Source organism: Catellatospora sp. TT07R-123 (assembly GCF_018327705.1).
Lineage (GTDB): Bacteria > Actinomycetota > Actinomycetes > Mycobacteriales > Micromonosporaceae > Catellatospora.
In genome coordinates this window covers 1053068-1069643 of sequence record NZ_BNEM01000001.1, presented here as the reverse complement: position 1 = coordinate 1069643, position 16576 = coordinate 1053068, and the positions used below count along the sequence as shown (strand labels likewise).

20 protein-coding genes are annotated in these 16576 nt (G+C 73.1%); 9 read left to right on the top strand and 11 right to left on the bottom strand.

The features are described from left to right. The first annotated feature begins 9 nt into the window (after positions 1-9). Complete coding sequence (locus Cs7R123_RS04530) at positions 10-1503, top strand: hypothetical protein (protein WP_212823642.1); 1494 nt, start codon at positions 10-12, stop codon at positions 1501-1503. 12 nt (positions 1504-1515) lie between these two features. On the opposite strand, the gene Cs7R123_RS04525 is transcribed toward Cs7R123_RS04530, so the two are convergent. The 3 genes from Cs7R123_RS04525 to Cs7R123_RS04515 all read right to left on the bottom strand — a co-directional run bounded on the left by Cs7R123_RS04525 (position 1516) and on the right by Cs7R123_RS04515 (position 3522). Beyond that, complete coding sequence (locus tag Cs7R123_RS04525) at positions 1516-2460, bottom strand: inositol-3-phosphate synthase (RefSeq protein ID WP_212823640.1); 945 nt, start codon at positions 2458-2460, stop codon at positions 1516-1518. 101 nt (positions 2461-2561) lie between these two features. Further along, on the bottom strand, positions 2562-2765 hold the full coding sequence (locus tag Cs7R123_RS04520; RefSeq protein ID WP_212823638.1) for a hypothetical protein: 204 nt from the start codon (positions 2763-2765) through the stop codon (positions 2562-2564). Positions 2766-2961: 196 nt separating this feature from the next. Continuing rightward, a complete protein-coding gene (locus tag Cs7R123_RS04515; protein WP_212823637.1) occupies positions 2962-3522 on the bottom strand; it encodes a class I SAM-dependent methyltransferase in 561 nt (186 codons plus the stop codon). Between the two features lie 55 nt (positions 3523-3577). Here Cs7R123_RS04515 and Cs7R123_RS04510 point away from each other — a divergent pair, with 55 nt between their 5' ends. Continuing rightward, positions 3578-4384 carry a helix-turn-helix domain-containing protein gene (locus Cs7R123_RS04510; RefSeq protein WP_212823635.1) on the top strand — a complete coding sequence of 269 codons (807 nt, stop codon included), beginning with the start codon at positions 3578-3580 and terminating at the stop codon, positions 4382-4384. Positions 4385-4409: 25 nt separating this feature from the next. Here the strand turns inward: Cs7R123_RS04510 and Cs7R123_RS04505 are convergent, their stop codons facing one another. Next, positions 4410-4964, bottom strand: a complete 555-nt coding sequence (locus Cs7R123_RS04505; RefSeq protein WP_212823634.1) for a TetR/AcrR family transcriptional regulator — start codon at positions 4962-4964, stop codon at positions 4410-4412. A 91-nt stretch (positions 4965-5055) separates the two neighbouring features. Here Cs7R123_RS04505 and Cs7R123_RS04500 point away from each other — a divergent pair, with 91 nt between their 5' ends. After that, on the top strand, positions 5056-6060 hold the full coding sequence (locus tag Cs7R123_RS04500) for an aldo/keto reductase (protein WP_244871608.1): 1005 nt from the start codon (positions 5056-5058) through the stop codon (positions 6058-6060). 23 nt (positions 6061-6083) lie between these two features. Here the strand turns inward: Cs7R123_RS04500 and Cs7R123_RS04495 are convergent, their stop codons facing one another. Together Cs7R123_RS04495 and Cs7R123_RS04490 are read right to left on the bottom strand one after the other, a co-directional pair. After that, positions 6084-6821 (bottom strand): class I SAM-dependent methyltransferase, encoded by a 738-nt coding sequence (locus Cs7R123_RS04495; RefSeq protein WP_212823632.1) that lies wholly within the window; start codon positions 6819-6821, stop codon positions 6084-6086. 87 nt (positions 6822-6908) lie between these two features. Further along, positions 6909-7454: an NUDIX domain-containing protein gene (locus Cs7R123_RS04490; protein ID WP_212823631.1), complete on the bottom strand. Its 546-nt coding sequence runs from the start codon at positions 7452-7454 to the stop codon at positions 6909-6911. A gap of 238 nt (positions 7455-7692) precedes the next feature. Here Cs7R123_RS04490 and Cs7R123_RS04485 point away from each other — a divergent pair, with 238 nt between their 5' ends. Then, positions 7693-8922 carry an MFS transporter gene (locus Cs7R123_RS04485; protein WP_212823630.1) on the top strand — a complete coding sequence of 410 codons (1230 nt, stop codon included), beginning with the start codon at positions 7693-7695 and terminating at the stop codon, positions 8920-8922. A 13-nt stretch (positions 8923-8935) separates the two neighbouring features. Here the strand turns inward: Cs7R123_RS04485 and Cs7R123_RS04480 are convergent, their stop codons facing one another. Beyond that, positions 8936-9832: a serine hydrolase gene (locus tag Cs7R123_RS04480; RefSeq protein ID WP_212823629.1), complete on the bottom strand. Its 897-nt coding sequence runs from the start codon at positions 9830-9832 to the stop codon at positions 8936-8938. After that, positions 9822-10790, bottom strand: a complete 969-nt coding sequence (locus tag Cs7R123_RS04475; RefSeq protein ID WP_212823627.1) for a LysR family transcriptional regulator — start codon at positions 10788-10790, stop codon at positions 9822-9824. The genes Cs7R123_RS04480 and Cs7R123_RS04475 overlap by 11 nt, the downstream gene beginning before the upstream one ends. A gap of 149 nt (positions 10791-10939) precedes the next feature. Here Cs7R123_RS04475 and Cs7R123_RS04470 point away from each other — a divergent pair, with 149 nt between their 5' ends. The 3 genes from Cs7R123_RS04470 (at position 10940) to Cs7R123_RS04460 (ending at position 12927) form a co-directional block, all read left to right on the top strand. Then, a complete protein-coding gene (locus tag Cs7R123_RS04470; RefSeq protein WP_212823625.1) occupies positions 10940-11932 on the top strand; it encodes an MBL fold metallo-hydrolase in 993 nt (330 codons plus the stop codon). A gap of 87 nt (positions 11933-12019) precedes the next feature. Next, positions 12020-12532: a cupin domain-containing protein gene (locus Cs7R123_RS04465; protein WP_212823623.1), complete on the top strand. Its 513-nt coding sequence runs from the start codon at positions 12020-12022 to the stop codon at positions 12530-12532. Continuing rightward, on the top strand, positions 12529-12927 hold the full coding sequence (locus Cs7R123_RS04460; protein ID WP_212823622.1) for a VOC family protein: 399 nt from the start codon (positions 12529-12531) through the stop codon (positions 12925-12927). Before Cs7R123_RS04465 ends, Cs7R123_RS04460 begins: the two co-directional genes overlap by 4 nt. Positions 12928-12973: 46 nt before the next feature. Here Cs7R123_RS04460 and Cs7R123_RS04455 read toward each other — a convergent pair whose 3' ends face one another. From Cs7R123_RS04455 to Cs7R123_RS04445, 3 genes are all read right to left on the bottom strand, one after another. Beyond that, positions 12974-13417: a hypothetical protein gene (locus Cs7R123_RS04455; protein ID WP_212823621.1), complete on the bottom strand. Its 444-nt coding sequence runs from the start codon at positions 13415-13417 to the stop codon at positions 12974-12976. A gap of 123 nt (positions 13418-13540) precedes the next feature. Continuing rightward, complete coding sequence (locus Cs7R123_RS04450; RefSeq protein ID WP_212823619.1) at positions 13541-13873, bottom strand: hypothetical protein; 333 nt, start codon at positions 13871-13873, stop codon at positions 13541-13543. Position 13874: 1 nt separating this feature from the next. Then, entirely contained in the window at positions 13875-14543 is a 669-nt protein-coding gene (locus Cs7R123_RS04445) for a DJ-1/PfpI family protein (protein ID WP_212823617.1), read from the bottom strand. 178 nt (positions 14544-14721) lie between these two features. Here Cs7R123_RS04445 and Cs7R123_RS04440 point away from each other — a divergent pair, with 178 nt between their 5' ends. Both Cs7R123_RS04440 and Cs7R123_RS04435 read left to right on the top strand, forming a co-directional pair. Then, entirely contained in the window at positions 14722-15687 is a 966-nt protein-coding gene (locus Cs7R123_RS04440; RefSeq protein ID WP_212823615.1) for a GlxA family transcriptional regulator, read from the top strand. Between the two features lie 149 nt (positions 15688-15836). Beyond that, positions 15837-16526, top strand: a complete 690-nt coding sequence (locus Cs7R123_RS04435; protein ID WP_212823613.1) for a type 1 glutamine amidotransferase domain-containing protein — start codon at positions 15837-15839, stop codon at positions 16524-16526. The last annotated feature ends 50 nt before the right edge of the window (positions 16527-16576 follow it).

Genomic DNA, 16576 nt, shown 5'->3' with positions numbered 1-16576 from the left:
CATGGCGCGGTGAAGACGAACCTGGCGGTGCTGTGTGGGCTCGCCGCCAATCCGGTCACGCCGGAGCAGCTGCTGGTGCGCCTCGCCGCCCTGCCGGACGGCGGCCTGCTCGGGCCGACCGTCGCTCTGCTCGAACGCGAGCACCTGCCCGCACCGGTGGCCGAGGCACTGCTGAGGCATCCCCACCCCGAGATCAGGCGGCGGCTCGCCGGGCACAGGCCGCTCCCCGCCCGTGTGCTGCTGATCCTGGCCGAGGACCCCGAGGCCATCGTGCGAGCGCAGGCTGCGGCGTCGTTCACGATCACCGGCGCCGCCGATCAGGCAAGCTCCGAGAATGTCGTGGATCCCTCGACAGCCGACGTCCTCGGCCGCCTCGCGCGAGACGTGTCACCGCAGGTGCGCGCCGAGATCGCCAGGAACCACGGGGTTCCGGCCGACATCAGGGCCACCCTCGTCGAGGACCCGGACCCCGAAGTGCGCCGCTGCGTCGCGCTCCGGGCGCTGCCGGACGCGGCGCTGTACCGGCTGATGCACGACAGCGCCGCCCAGGTGCGGCAGACCGCGCTGATGACGGCGGTGGTCTGTTCGCCGCACGCACGCTTTCCGCAGGACCTGTTCGACAGGTTCGCCGCCGGTTCCGCCTACACCCGCCAGTCCGCCGCCACGCTGGTCATACTGACCCCCGCGCTGCTCGACCGGCTGTGGGCGCAGCCGGACCTGCGCGGCGGGCTGGCCGCCAACACGAGCCTGCCGGTCGAGCAGATGCGCGCCTGCCTGGCCGATGCCGACCTGGCCGCCGAACTCGCCGGCAATCCGGCCCTGCCTGCCGCGCTGCTGGACGAACTTGTCGACACCGGCTGGCCCCAGGTCCATCGCGAGCTGCTGGAACGGGTGGACCTGCCACCGCGGCTGCTGCGCCGCCTGGTCGAAGCCGACGAGCGCAGATGGCCGATGCCCCTGGTCAGCTCACTGCTGCCAGAACATGCGAGCCTGGCGGAGCGGCTGTCCTACCTCGACCATCCGCACCGCGCGTTCCGCCGTACCCTCGCCTTCTCGTCGGATCTTCCGGCCGACGCCGTGGCGCGTCTGGCCACCGACTCCGACTTCTCCACCCGGCTGCTGATCTGCGAGCGGTACCGCGACGTGCCGCCGCAGGCGCTGGTGGAGGTCCTGGCTCGCTGGAAGGGTCACAGCCGCGAGAAGCTGCTGCGACACCCTGCACTGCCGACGGCGGCCATGGCCGGCTACGCCGCCGGTGACAGTCCTCGTGACCGGGCGGCGGTCGCCTCGCGCCCGGATGCGCCGGTCGAGGTCCTGCAACGATTGCTGGCCGACCCGGTGCTGCACGTACGCACGGCGGCGGCGGCCAACCCGGCTCTGCCCGACGAGGCGTTGCAACGGCTGCTCACCGACCCCGATGCCACGCTGCGCGAGGCTGCGGCGAGCAACCCGGCCCTGCCGGTCGAGCAGCTCGAACGCCTCTTCGCCGACGGTCTCGGCTGACGGGATACGCGCTCAGCCGGCGGTGCCGGGCGGGGACTTCAGCAGTGCCGCGGCGTCGGCCAGGAAGCCGCCGCGTCCGCTGCGTCGGGCACTGGCCGCCATCCGGATGAGGTCGATGTTGACCCCGGCGGCGCCGCTCGGGTCGTGGACCTTCAGCTTCACGTCGAGGCTGACCGCCATCTCGCCCCAGCTCTGCGCTTCGAGGTTGAGGTGGGCCACCTTCACCGAGCCGAGCTGCGACAGGTAGCCCAGCGGGGCCATCTGGACCTTGTCGGTCGACGGCAGCGCGTTGAGCTTGGACTGCTTCTTGGTGTCGGGGTTCTCGACCAGGTTGCGGAAGTCCTCGGTGCCGCCCAGATTCACCTGGTACGAGCTGACCAGCGTCAGGCCGCGCTCCTCCAGCAGCCGCAGCAGCGCCTTGTGCACCACCGAGGTGCCGAACTGGCTGGCCAGGTCGTCGCCGATCAACGGCAGACCCGCCGCCTCGAACTGCTCCACCACCGTCCGGTCGCGAGCCACCGGGTCGGAGGTCGTGTTGACGAACGCGACCCCGGCACGGCGGGCTGCCTCGGCGTACGCCCGGGCCGTCGCGGGGCGGCCGCTGGGTGCCGAGTAGAGCACCACCTCCGCGCCTGCCAGTGCCGCCGCCACCCGGTCCACTTCCGACGCGTCGACGAGGCCCCTGGTGACCGGGACGTCAGCCTTGGGCAGGTCGCAGCGAAGCCGGGGGAAGTTGTTGGGCGGCATGAAGATCGCGTCGGTGAGGTCGCTGCCGATCTTCGCCTCGGACATCGCGAACGCGGCGGTGAAGTCGATGTCGCCGACGCCGATGCCGTCGATCGCGGGCCGGTTGATGCCGACGAGGCTGCCGGTCTGGCGGTAGAAGGCGATCCCCTGGACCAGGGCCGACGTGTTGTTGCCGACTCCGACGACCGCGACCCGCACCTTTTCGATCATGGAAAGGAGGATACGGGACGCCGACCGGTCGGGCGCTGCGCCCGTCTGGCCATGCCTTACCTGAGCTCACGCACCTTGTCGGCGGCCGCCCGGCCTACCGCCTATCGGCGGGCGGCGTGCAGGTCCGCCGGCGCGGCATCCACGCTCTTGGGGCCGAGGTCCTTCTCCGCGATGACGGCGTCGCGGCGGTTGCGGCGTCGCAGCGCGGCCGCCACCCCGGCCGCGGCGACGCCCGCGAGCACCGTGAGGATCGCCACCCGGGCACCCACCGACATCCCGTTGCCCTGCGTACCGTTGCCGGACATGGCACACCTCCTGTTTGTGCAGCATAGGGGCAATCTTGGCCGCCGCGGCCGTGTTGTCGCGACATCCACATGCCATATCTGGCGGACAGCTCGCACCGCGAGAGCCCCGCCGAGTTGCCGGGCAATCGGGCGTTCGGCGGCCCAAGATACGCACAGTTGCCCGGCAACTCGGCTGATCTTGGGGGACTCTCGGCGCCTAGGGTTTGGCGGCTTGGAACTTCAGGGCGGTCCGGGCGGTGGCGACGGACGCCTGCGCGAACCCGGCCGCCTCCAGCCGTCCCGGCAGGGTGGCCGGGTTCACCGGCACCCCGATGTCGCCGACGTGCAGGATCCGCCAGCGCAGCGTGGGCCGGCTGTCGCACCCCGCGAAGACGCCGCCGCCGCGCAGCACCCGGAACGCCTCGCCGAACAGCCTGTCCTGCAATCGCGCCGACGGCACGTGGTGCAGCATCGTGAAGCACACGACGCTGTCGAAGCTCTCGTCGTCGAACGGCAGCCGGGTCCCGTCGCCGTGGACCACCGCCACCCGGTCACCGTGCTGCTCGCGCAGCCGCCGCGCGAGCAGCACGTCGATCTCCACCGCGGTCAGGTCGGGCACGGTCCGGGCCAGCACCCTGGTGGTCGCCCCGAACCCCGGCCCGATCTCGAGCACCTTCGAGCCGAGGTCCAGGCCGTCGAGTGCCCACGGCAGGGTCTGCTGTTCGACCTTGGCGAACCAGTCGGCGGACTGGCAGATCCGATGATGTATGCGGTTCATGGGCTCGACGCTAGGCGCCCGCGCCGGTGGCCGAAATGAGCTACCGTGCCAGGTCATGTCGCGACACGGACAGGTCGGGTACGAGCCCGGCCACGTACGCCCCGGCTTCAGCGCCGACCGGATCGCGGGGTCCGCCGCGCTGGCGGTGGCCTCTTTCGGGCTGAGCACGGGCTCGGGCTTCCCCGCGCACACGCACGCCGAGCACCAGCTCACCTGGGCGGCCACCGGCGTGCTGACCGTCCACGCCGACGGCCGCAGCTGGGTGCTGCCGAGCAGCCTGGCCCTGTGGATGCCCGCCGGGATGCCGCACGCGATCGTGTCGGCCACCGGCGGCACCATGTACGGCCTGTACCTGCCCGCCGCGACCTGCCCCGTCGACTGGGCCGCCCCCACCGTCGTGGCGGTCGACGACCTGCTCCGCTCGCTGAGCGTCCACCTCGGCCGGTCCGACCTCACCCCGCAGGCGCGGGCCCGCGCCGAGGCCGTGTTCTACGACGTCCTGCGGCCGGTGTCGGTGACGACGGTGGCCGTGCCGATGCCCGCCGACGACCGCGCCCTGCGGGTGGCCGACGCGCTGCTGGCCGACCCCGCCGACAACCGTCCGCTGCACGCGCACGCCCGGGTGGCCGGGGCGAGTTCCCGTACGCTGGCCCGGTTGTTCCGCGACGAGACCGGGCTGAGCTTCGCCGAATGGCGCGCCCAGGCGCGGCTGCGGGCGGCGCTGGCACTGCTCGCCGCCGGCCAGCCGGTGACGGCCGTCGCGGGTCGGGTCGGGTTCGCCAACGCCAGCGCGTTCGTCGCCATGTTCCGCCAGCGCACGGGCACGACTCCGGGCGCCTACTTCAAGGCGGGCCAGGGCTGACCGGCAACCGCTGACCTGGGAACCGTCATGGAACCCGGCCCAGGCCGTCGAACAGGACGGTGAGCATGCGTTCGACCACCGGCTCGGGGTAGTCGCCGGTCTCGGCGGCCAGGCAGGCGGCCCGCAGCAGGGCGAGCAGTTCCGGCAGGTCGAGGTCCCGGCGCACCGCGCCGGCATGCTGGGCGTCGTGCAGGAGCCGGTGTATCGCCGCCCGCATCTGCGCCGCCTGGCCGGTCTGGGCGGCCTTGATGTCGATCCCGGCGGTGTGCAGCGCGTCGGTGAGGGGCTTCTTGCGCCCGGCGTCGGCGACGATCCGCGCGAAGAAGACGTAGAGCGCGGTCTCCGGCGCGGCATCCGAGATCAGCCGCTGTGCCTCCGCCAGCAGCAGGTCGGTCCGGGCCGTGACGATGGCCTGGTAGAGGGCCTCCTTGGTGGCGAAATGGCGGTACAGCGTGCCGACGCCGACCCCGGCCCGGCGCGCGATCTCGTCCATGCGGGCCGACAGCCCCTGCTCGCCGAGCACCGCTTCTGCCGCCTCCAGCACCTTCGTGCGGTTGCGGACCGCGTCCGAGCGGATCATGCGGCGACCGTCGGCTTTGACAAGCGGAATCGAGGTTCCGTATATTCAAGCGGAATCACGGTTCCGATTCTACGGGGGAGCAGTGCAACACGTGACATTGGGCCGCTCCGGCCTGCGCGTCTCCCAGGCCTGCCTGGGCACCATGAACTTCGGCACCGACCCCTCGGCGCCGACGCCCGAAGCGGAGGCGCGCCGCATCGTGGGCGAGTTCCTGGACGCCGGGCACAACTTCATCGACACGGCGGACACCTACCGCGGCGGCACGAGCGAGGAGGTCACCGGTCGCGCCATCGCCCATCGCCGCGACGACGTCGTGCTGGCCACGAAGGGTGCCGCGCCGCAGGGGGCCGGGCCGAACCAGCGGGGCCTGTCCCGGATCCACCTGACCCGGGCGCTGGAGGCGAGCCTGCGGCGGCTGAACACCGATCACATCGACCTGTACCAGTGCCACATGCCCGACGCGGGCACCCCGGTCGAGGAGACCATGGCGACCCTCGACGGTTTCGTACGCTCCGGGAAAGTGCGCTACCTCGGCTGCTCCAACTTCACCGCAGCGGGAATCGTCAGTGCCCAGTGGGCGGCGCAGCGCGGCGGCGGGACGCCGTTCATCAGCCTCCAGGCCAACTACTCGCTCATCGCCCGCGCGATCGAGGCGGAGATCGTGCCCACCTGCCAGCAGCTCGGCCTGGGCGTGCTCGCCTACAGCCCGCTCGGCGGCGGCCTGCTGGCCGGGCGATACCAGCGCGGCACCGACCCGGAGCCCGGGTCGAGGCTGGCGCAGTGGGCGGCCATGCCCAGCCCGGTCGCCCGCGCCTACGTCACCGGCCTGCTCGCCGACCGCCACTTCGACATCGCCGTCGAAGTCGCAGCGATCGCCGCCGAGCTGGGCGTGTCCACCCCGGCGGTCGCTCTCGCCTGGCTCGCGGGCCGGCCCGGCCTCACCTCGGTGATCCTCGGCCCCCGCTCCGCCGAGCAACTCGCGGCGAACCTGGCCGCGCTGGCGTCCGGCCTGCCGGAGGCGGTCGCGGCCCGCTTGCAGGACGCGACCCGGTTCCTGGCCGCGCCGGCAGTCGACGGCCGGCACCACGCCACCTGAGCACAGGCCCGGCAACCGCGCGATCAGTGCGAGCTCACGAGCCGGTAACCGACGTCGGCGGTGCCCGCGGAGTCCGGCCGGCCGTGGCGCTCCTGCCAGCGCCCGCTGGCGAGGTCGGCGCTCAGCCGGCTCGTCGCCTCGGCGACGCGGGCCGGGTCGAGCCTGGCCAGGGTGGAGATCGAGGCGCGTACCGCCGGATCGAGGTAGGCGTGCGGCCGGTTCCAGTAGGCGGCCAGGAAGCCGTCGGTGCAGTCGTGCGGCACCGGCAGCTCCGCCACCCGTACCCGGCCCAGCTCGCGGCCGATGAAGCCGCAGTCGGGCAGGTCCTGCTCGGCTTCGGCGATCTCCGGCAGGTAGTCGGTCACCAGCCAGAACCGCGACATCACCGCGTGATCCCAGGTCAGCACCACCTGGCGGCGCGACACGCGGCGCAGCTCGGCCAGCCCCCGGGCGGGATCGGTCCAGTGGTGCACGGTCAGGATCGCCAGGGCGGCGTCGAAGCTCCCGTCGGCGAACGGCAGGTGCTCGGCCACCGCCTGCACCACGGGTGCGCTGCCCGGCGGCCGCTGCGCGATCATCACCGGTGACGGCTCGACCGCTGTCACGGTCCGGTCGGCCGGTTCGTAGGAGCCGGTCCCCGCACCGACGTTGACCACGCTTCGGGCCCCGCCCAGGGCCTGCTCGATGATCGCGGCCACGCGCGGGTCGGGGCGGCGGCGCGTGGCGTAGCCGGTGCCCAGCGTCCGGTAAGGATCGGTCATGCCGTCCTGCCTACCAGCCGCGCCGGGCCACCGACAGCGAGATTCGCGTCCGCGCGGCCCGGTGTTGGTGCCGGCTCGCCGGGCAGGTCATGGCGTCGGCAGCTCGTCGATCCGCGGCGGGCGCGGCGCCCATTTCACCTGTCCGCTGCGACGCAGGTCGGGCAGGGTGAACAGGTCGGTGCCCGCGGCGGTGTGCTCGGCCAGCCACCGTGCGGTGGCCCTCGGCCGGACCAGTCCGTCGACGAACCGGGAGTCGGTCGGGTCGAGCTCCTCCAGGTCGTAGCCGCCCCGGGTCGGGTCGGCGAACTCCGGCCCGGTGCGGGCCGTCTCGTCCCAGGTCTGGATCCGGGCGGTGAAGATGGCGTGGGCCTGATCGGCGAAGCTGTCGATGTGGACGAGCCGGTGCAGCTCCGGTCGGCCCCCGGTCTCCTCGAAGACCTCCCGGATCGCGGCCGCTTCCAGGCTGGGGTCCTCGGGTTCGATCCCGCCGCCGGGCAGGGTCCAGTACACCGGGACGCCCGGTCTGGTGCGCCGGATCGCGAGGATCCGGCCGGCGGGAGTGAACAGCAGCGCCCGCACCCGGTGCACGACCTGCCCGTCGACGATGCTGTGGTGGCGCGGGCTGTCAGCCATCAGTGGTCACCATCTCGGGTCGGGTACGCGGGTCGGCAGGACACATTGTCCGGCAGCGCCGCCCGGTTGCCGTGTTCCGACGCGGAGCGGCCCCGGTGGCCGATCGGGGCGGTGCGTGGCAGGCTGTGCCGGTGATCCACTCGTGAAGGCCGCTGCGGTGCGGGTCCGTGGCGGCGGACCGGTCGCGCCAGCAGGAGTCGGCGCACCCGGTGCGGTGGCGGACACGCCCGGCAGGGCCATGGCGCTTGGGCTGCTCATGGTCTTCATGATGGTCAACTTCGCGGACAAGGCGGTGCTCGGGCTCGCGGGCGGCTCGGTCATGGCCGAGTTCGGCCTGTCCAACACCGGGTTCGGCCTGCTGTCCAGTGCCTTCTATCTGCTGTTCAGCCTGTCGGCCGCGGCCGCCGGCTGGCTGGGCGACCGGCTGCCGTCCGGCAGCCTGCTGGTCGGGCTGGCCGTGACCTGGTCGGTGGCGCAGCTGCCCATGCTGCTGCCGACGGCCGGCGTCGCAGTGCTGGCGGCCTGCCGGATCGTGCTCGGGGCCGGTGAAGGGCCGGGTATCCCGCTGGCCACCCACGCCGCGTTCAGCTGGTATCCGCGCCGGGCGCGATCGCTGCCCGCCACCATGATCGTCGCCGGTGGCGCCCTCGGCGGCGTGGTGGGCCTGCCGCTGCTGGCCCTGGCGATCGACGGCTGGGGCTGGCGGATCACGCTGGGTGCGCTGGGCGCGGCGGGGCTGCTGTGGGTGCTGGCGTGGCTGCGCTGGGGCGGGACCGGGCCGCACCGGGCGGCAGGGCCGGAGGCGGCCGCCGGGCTGCCGTACCGCCGGATGTTGCGGACCGGCACCTGGCTGGGCAGCACCGCCTCGGCGTTCACCGTGCAATGGGCACTCGCGCTGATGACGGCCTGGCTGCCCCGGTACCTGGGCCAGCAGCGCGGCCTCGGCACGGCGGCGATCGGTGTCCTGGCGGCACTGCCGATGGCGGGTTCGGTCGTGCTGGCGCTGGGCGGGGGTGCCGTCTCGCAGTGGCTGCTGCGCCGGCGGGTGCGCGGTCGGCTGGCGCAGGGGCTGCTCGGCGGCGTCCTGGCCGTCGCCGCGGGCTGCGGGCTGCTCCTGGTCACCAGGGTCGACGCGACACCGGTGCTGATCGCGGTGCTGGTGGTCGGGTTCGCGGCGGGCAACGCGCAGACTCCGCTGAACAACGCCGCCATCGCCGACGTGTGCCCGCCGGGACGGTCGGGCCTGATGCTGGGGTCCTCCTACGCGCTGGCCGCGGTCGCGGCCCTGGTCGCGCCCACGGTGACCGGCCGTCTCATCGACCTCGCGCCGAGCCCGGCGGCGGGGTTCGGCACCGCGTTCGACGTGGCGGGACTGCTGCTGGTCGCGGGCGGGCTGGTGGCGGCCGTGACCGTCGATCCCGAGCGCGACCGCGCGCGCCTGGACCGCGCGGCAGGCAGCGGCCGCTGACCCGGTGCCGTGCTCATCTGCGCGGACGGCGCAGGTGCTCGACGGCGGTGCGGGCGACCGTACCGATGACCGCGTCGGCGCGCGGCAGCATCAGCGCGGTCGACGCGCTGCGGGTGAACACGGCGATCGCGTAGCGGCCGCCGTCGGGATACTCCACGACCCCGATCTCGTTGCGGACCGTCGGCAGGGTGCCGGTCTTACCGGCCACGCGTACGTCGTCGAAGGGGAAGCCCGAGGCCAGCCGGTGCGGCCAGACCTGAAGCGACAGCAGGCGGCGCACCGCGGCGCAGGAGCCCGCCGAGGCGAGCGCATCGTCCCAGATCCCCGCCAGCAGCACCGTGCAGTCGCGCGGCGTCGTCCGGTTCGACACGGCGACGTCCAGGGTGGACAGCCGTGACAGCGCCACCGGGTCGGTGAGCAGTCGTGCCAGCTGCTTCGGGTCGGCCGTGCCCAGCGAGGCGACGGTCCGGGCGGCGACGTCGCGGCATACCTCCACGACCCGGGTCGCCGCCATCCCCGCCGCCGCGACCGCCGCGGCGACGGCGTCCAGGCCCAGCCGGTCGGCGAGGGCGTCGGCGGCGGCGTTGTCGGAGACGCTGACGGCCAGGTGCGCCAGGTCGCGCAGGGACATGGTGACCGGGTCGGCCATGGCGCCGATGCCGGTGGGCCCGGCGGTGCGCGTACCGGGGGTCAGCGTGATCTGCTCGGCCGGGTCCACCAGCCCGGCGTCGGCCGCCCGGTACAGGGCCAGCACCAGCGGGACCTTGAACACGCTGGCCATGAGCACGGCGGCGTCGGCGCCGACGCCGACCTCGCGGCCGCTGGCCAGGTCGATCGCGTGCATCCGGCCGGCCACGCCCGCGTCGGCGAACTGCGCGGCGATCACCTCGCGGACGTCTTCATGAGCCATCGGCTGCTCCATAGGGTGTGGCGAGGAACTCCGACGCCGGCCGGGTGTGCGGGACCGGCCCGGCGGGCGGTGCGGCCGCGGCACCGAGGACGCGCACGACCGTACGCGCGAACGCGCCGACCTCGGGGTGGTGGCGCTCGCGCGGCCATACGACGGCCATCCGCTCGGCCAGCGGCTGCCCGGCCAGGGGCCGCCACACCACGTCGGCCTGCTGCGGCACCGTGCCCGGATCGAACGCGACCGCGGTGCCGGCCAGCACCAGGCCGACGGTGAAGCTGCGCCCGTCGGCCTGGTGCACCGTCGGCGGGTGGTAGCCGTGCCGGGCACAGGTGTCCAGGATCTCGTCGAAGCGGGCCGGGGCGGCAGTTCGGGCGAACGTCACCAGGTCGTGGCCGGACAGGTCGGACAGCAGCAGCTCGTCGGGCAGGTCCAGCGGGCCGCCGGCGGCCACGAGCACTCCCAGCGGCCGGTGCACGACCGGGCCGATGACCAGGTCGGCGGGGTCGAACGGCAGGTGCAGCAGGCCCACGTCCAGCCTGCGCCGGGCCAGGTCGTCCTGCTGTCCGGCCGTGGCACTCTCGCGCAGGTCCAGTGCCGTGCGGGGGCGGCGGGCCCGGAAGTCGCCCAGCAGCGCCGCCACGGTCGTGCCCTCCAGTTCGGGCGGCAGCCCGGCCCGCAGCACTGCCGCCTCCGACGAGTCGATCCGCGAGGCGAGGTCGAGGATCGCGTCCGCCCGGGCCAGCACGTCCCGGGCCTGCGGCAGGAGCAGCCGGCCGGCTTCGGTGAGGGTCACCTCGCGCGGCGAGCGGTCGAACAGCCGTGCCCCGAGTTCCCGTTCCAGCCGCTGGATGCGCTGCGACAGCGGCGGCTGGGACATGTGCAGGCGGCTCGCCGCGCGGCCGAAGTGCAGTTCCTCGGCGACTGCGACGAAATATCGCAGATGCTGCACGAGGTCCATGGGCTGCGACGATACCTGATCCGATATCGGCCCTCGGGCCAATTGATGTTGGACCGCAGGGCGGGCACGCGGGTTGGCTGGTGATCAGCAGCCGACGAGAAGGGACCTGTGTTCCGATGTGCCACAACTGTGAGAACCGATCCGACGGTATGCAGCGCCGCGCGCTGCTGCGCCGTGCCGTCCTAGGTGGAGCCGCCGTCGGCGCCGCCGCCGCGGGCCTACCGGCGGTCGCGGCTCCGGCAGCCGCGGCGGCGCCGGTGCGGGCCGGGTCCGGACCCGCCGCAGGCGTCTCGATGCGCTGGCTGGGCGTGTCCGGCTGGGAGATCGCCTTCGACGGCCGGGTCCTGTACTTCGACCCGTTCCTCAGCCGCTTCGACTACCGCCTGCCCGGCGGGCCGCTGGCGGTGGACCCGACCGTCGTCGACCGCCTGCTGGCCACCGGCCGCCTGGCCGGACCGCCCGAGCTCATCATGATCAGCCACGGGCACTGGGACCACCTGTCCGACGTGCCGTCGCTGCTCGCCCGGCCCGACTGGGCGGCCACGACCATCCGCACCGTCAGCACCGAGACCCACCGCCACCTGATGCAGGCCATGGGCGTGTCCGACGCCCGCCGCAAGAACAACATCGTCGCCACCGGCGGCGAGGACCTCGACTTCGGCGACGGCGCCTACCGGGTACAGGTGATCCGCAGCCTGCACAGCCAGTCGCTGGGGTACGGCTTCTTCGCCCCCGGCACGCGGGTGGCGCCGCCTCCCGCGCCGACCAGCATCAACGACCTGGTCGAGGGCGGCACGCTGGCCTACCACGTCACCATCGCCGACCGGCTGAAGGTGCTGCTGTTCGGCGGCACCAACTTCGTCGAACGCGAGCTGGCCGGGCTGCGCCCGGACGTCGTCGCGGTATGCATGACCGACCACAGCTCGCTGCACCGGTACCTGGAGCGTCTGCTCACGACCCTGGGCGGTCCCCGCTATGTCATCCCGGTGCACCACGACGACATGATCACGGGGTTCGACGACCCGAACCTGGCGGACACGGTGAACCGGGCGGCGGTCACGCAGCTGAAGGACGCCGTGCGCCAGCTGAGACTGCGGACCGAGGTGATCGAGGCCGAGCATCTGCGGCCGATGCTGTTCTGACCGGCCGGGCGCACCGCCGGCGCCGGGGTCCGGCCGGGCCTCGGCCCGGCCGCCCCCCGGCGCCGGTCAAGATCGTATGGTGGATTCATGATCGAAGACACGCCCGCCGTCGGCGCACCGTTCCCGCCCGTCCTGACCCGCCACGCCGAGGCGGAGATCTGCGCCGACCCCAGCAGCGTCATCAGGCTGCTGGCCGACTCCGACAACACGGCCGACGGCTTCACCAGCTACCGGTCCACGTTCGCCGAGGGAGCCGTCGGGGCGCCGGCGCACTTCCACACCAGAGCGACGGAACTGTTCTTCGTGCTCAGCGGCTCGCTGCGGGTGCTGGTCGGCGAGGAGATCACGGTCCTTGCGGCGGGCGACTTCCTGGCCGTGCCGCCGCGCACCCCGCACGCCTTCGCCGCGGCTGCGGGCTGCGAGGCCGACGTGCTGTTCGTGTTCACCCCAGGCATGGGCCGGTTCGACTACCTGCGGCTGCTCGGCCGCGTGATGCGCGGTGAAGCCGACGCGAAGGAGATCGCCGAGTCCGCGGACCGCTTCGACAACCACTATGTGGACAGCCCGGTCTGGCGCGCCGCCCTGCAGGCCGCGTCATGATCGACCCTGCTGTCCACGTCCGGATCGCCCGGCCGTCCCGGGACCTCGCCGCCGCCGAACGCTTCTACGTCGACGGCCTCGGCCTCGCGGTGCTGTGGCGCACCACCGAGCGGGTCTCCGGCGAGCACGACCTGGTCATGGTCGGCACCAGCGGCGCCGCCTGGCACTTCGAACTGACCCGCGACCCGGAGCACCCGCTGGAACCGACCCCGACGGTCGACGACCTGTTCGTGCTCTACCTCGGCCGCCCCGTCGACGAGGAGGTGATCGGCCGCCTCGTGGCGGCCGGCGGCACCCGCGTCCCGGCGCACAACCCGTACTGGGACGAGCACGGCGTCACCGTCACCGACCCGGACGGCTACCGCCTGGTGCTGTGCTCGCGCACCTGGTCCTGACTCCGTCGTGCCGTCCACGCCGCCGGTGCGGCGTGGACGGCACGGCTCAGTCGCCGGAGAATCCCCAGAAGTAGATCTCCGCGGGCTGCCCGGTCGCGTCGTGGAGGACCGCGCAGCGGCCGTGCCAGCGCTGGTCGGCGAGGCCGTCGATCGCGGCGACGTGGTCGCGGGTGAGTTTCTCGACGCCGGTCCGCGCCATCGCCTCCGCGCGGCTCACCGGCTGCACCATGGCGAAGTCGGGCCGCTGGCCGTCGGCCTGGACGCGGTACATGTCGAGGATCGAGTGCGTGCCCGACTCCTGGACCGCCTCGTCGGCGATCAGCTCCTCGAAGCTGGCCGGGCGGTTGGCGTAGTCGGCGGCCGACGTGCCGAACCCGCCGTGCACCCACCAGTAGTCACCCTCGGCGAACACCCGCTGCTGCAACCGCGTCAGCGCCGCGTTGAGATCCTCCTCGTACGGCACGTAGTAACTCCAGCCGGATGCGCCCATGACCGCTGTCCTCCCGTGATCGTCCGCTTCGGCGCGTACGTTAGCGCGACCCGCCGACACCCGCCGTCGCGTTGCGACAGCCGCCCGGGTGTCCGCTTCGGACCGCCGCGCTCCCGTCGTCCGTCACGCCCGCGCCTGCTGCTCGCCCGCGCGCCGTCCGGTGACGGCCGAGGAGGGCAGCCGACCCGCCTTGGCCTGGCCGGTCATGGTGTCGCCGTCGACGGTGACGTCGAAGGCGAGGTTCAGCCGCATCGGCTTGGTGATCGACTGGGCCCAGGTCAGGCGGGCGCCGTCCTGCCGCAGGCCGGTGAGGTCGACCTGCTCGCCGTGCCGGACGTCGCGGATCACCCCGGACAGGTGCGGACCCTGGCGGGTCAGGGTGAGGACCGCGTGCTGGCGGCCCAGCGGGGTCTGGATCGACAGTTCCCAGCTGCCTTCGACCAGTGGCTCTGCCATGTCACACCGCCGTCGGGGTGGTCGGACGGCGCCAGGTGGTGCCGCGCCGCTCGTAGGCGAGCAGCCGTTCCACGGCCAGGGCCGTCTGCGCGCCGAACCGGCGTTCGAGCAGGTACAGGCCGAGGTCGAGGCCGGAGGTGACGCCGGCAGCGGTGACGAGGTCGCCGTCGTCGACGACGCGGGCGTCGACAGGCACGGCGCCGGTGGCGCCGAGCAGGTCCATGCCGAGGTGGTGGGTGGTGGCGGGGCGGCCTTCGAGCAGGCCCGCCATGGCGAGCAGCGCCGATCCGCCGCACACGGTGGCGACGGTGGTGCCGTCGCGGCCGAGTGCTTGGGCGAGCAGCGCGGGCAGGTCGGTGGCGAGGGCCCGGCTGAGGATCATGGGAATGGCGTCGTCGGCGGGCTCCGTGTCGGCGGGTTCCGTGTCGTCGGGCAGCCGTCCGGCGGCGCCGGGGACGACGACCAGGTCGGCGCGGTGCGGGTCGAGCCGGGCGGTGGCCCGCAGCGTCAGCGGCGCGAGGCCGCTGGGCACTTCGCGGGGGCCTTCGGCGGTGACCAGTTCGACGTCGATGATGTGGTCGGCGACGGCGTCGGTGGCGCGCAGGACCTCGTACGGGGCGATGACGTCCAGCGGATCAAATCCGTCGAACAGTACGAACTGTGCAAGCATCGTGAATCAGACCTCCTCGGGGTGCGGATTGACGCTAACCAGCAGCGCCGATCGCGGGAAGTGGCTGGATTGCCAGCTTGCAACAGAATCTCGCCAACGGCTTTCAAGCGTGCTGAAGCAAGGAGAGTGCTGTTCATCGGCGTTGGCTGGAACAGGCTCGGTGCCTATAGTTACGGCCATGCACACCGTGGCTGTGCTCGCGCTGGAGCACGTGATCCCGTTCGACCTGGCCACGCCGATCGAGGTGTTCAGCCGCACCCGGCTGCCCGACGGCCGCACCCCGTACCGGGTCCGCGTCTGCGGGTTGACGCCGACCGTCGACGCGGGTGCGTTCACGCTCCAGGCGCCGTGGGGGCTCGACGCCCTCGCGGCCGCCGACACGATCATCCTGCCGGGGCGGACGGAGCTCGATCACGTACCCGAACAGGTGCTCGACGCGCTGCGGGCCGCCGCCGCGCGCGGCACCCGCATCGCGTCCATCTGCTCCGGCGCGTTCATCCTCGCCGCCACCGGACTGCTCGACGGGCAGCGCGCCACCACCCACTGGATCGCCGCCGGGCTGCTGGCCGAGCGCCACCCCGACATCGACGTCGATCCCGACGTGCTCTACGTCGACAACGGCCAGCTGCTCACCTCGGCGGGCGCGGCGGCGGGGCTGGACCTGTGCCTGCACCTGATCCGCCGCGACCACGGCTCGGCGGTGGCCGCCGACGCCGCCCGCCTGTCGGTGATGCCGCTGGAGCGCGAAGGCGGGCAGGCGCAGTTCATCGTCCACGACCTGCCGCCCACCCCACGCGGCTCCCAGCTGGAGGCCGTCCTGGCCTGGATGGACGACAACTGCGCCGACGACCTCAGCCTCGACGACATCGCCGCCCGCGCGGGGATGAGCACCCGCTCGCTGAACCGGCGCTTTCGCGAGCAGACGGGGACCACGCCGCTCCAGTGGCTGCTGCGGGCCCGCATCCGCCGCGCCCAGCACCTGCTCGAAGCGACCGCCCACCCGGTGGACCGGATCGCCGCCCAGGTCGGGTTCGGGTCGCCCACCGCGTTCCGGGACAGGTTCAAGCGGATCGTGGGCACCGGCCCGCAGTCGTACCGGGCCACCTTCCGCAACCGCGACCCGCAGCGCGGACCGGCTGCCTGAGCCCGCCCGCCGGGCAGCAAACAGCCCGGTCCGGGACGTTCGGTGACGAACGGGATCGCCCCCGCCTTCCCCCGGCTGCGGGTGGCCGAGGTGACACCGCCACTACGTTCCGGCGTAATACGATTACTGATCGTAAGGAGGTGGGGTTGATGAAGGTCCTGATGGTGCTGACCTCACATGACCAGCTCGGCGACACCGGCCGCAAGACCGGCTTCTGGCTGGAGGAACTCGCCGCGCCGTACTACAACTTCCGCGACGCCGGATGGGAGGTCACGCTCGCATCACCGAAGGGCGGCCGGCCCCCGCTGGACCCCAAGAGCAACGAGCCGGAGTTCCGGACCGAGCTGACCCACCGGTTCGAGGCCGACGCGGCCGCCGAAGCGCAGCTCGACAGCACGCTGAGGCTGGACTCGGTCTCCGCCGACGACTACGACACCGTCTTCTACCCGGGCGGGCACGGTCCGATGTGGGACCTGGCCGAGGACCCCGTCTCGATCGCGCTGATCGAGCACGTCGTACGGTCGGGCAAGGCCATCGCGCTGGTGTGCCACGCCCCGGGCGTGCTGAGGCACACCCGGACACCCGACGGCACGCCCCTGGTGGCGGGGCGCGACGTCACCGGCTTCACCAACACCGAGGAGGAGGCCGTCGGCCTGACGAAGGTCGTGCCGTTCCTGGTCGAGGACGAACTCGTCGCCAAGGGCGGCAAGTTCAGCAAGGCCGACGACTGGCAGGTGTACGTCGTGACCGACGGGCTGCTCATCACCGGTCAGAACCCGGCGTCGTCGGGCCCGGCCGCCAACGAGCTGATCGCCCTGGTCGAGAAGGCGCGCACCTGACGGCGGGGGCCGGGCCGAAATTCACTTGACCCGGCCACGGGCCGACGCTG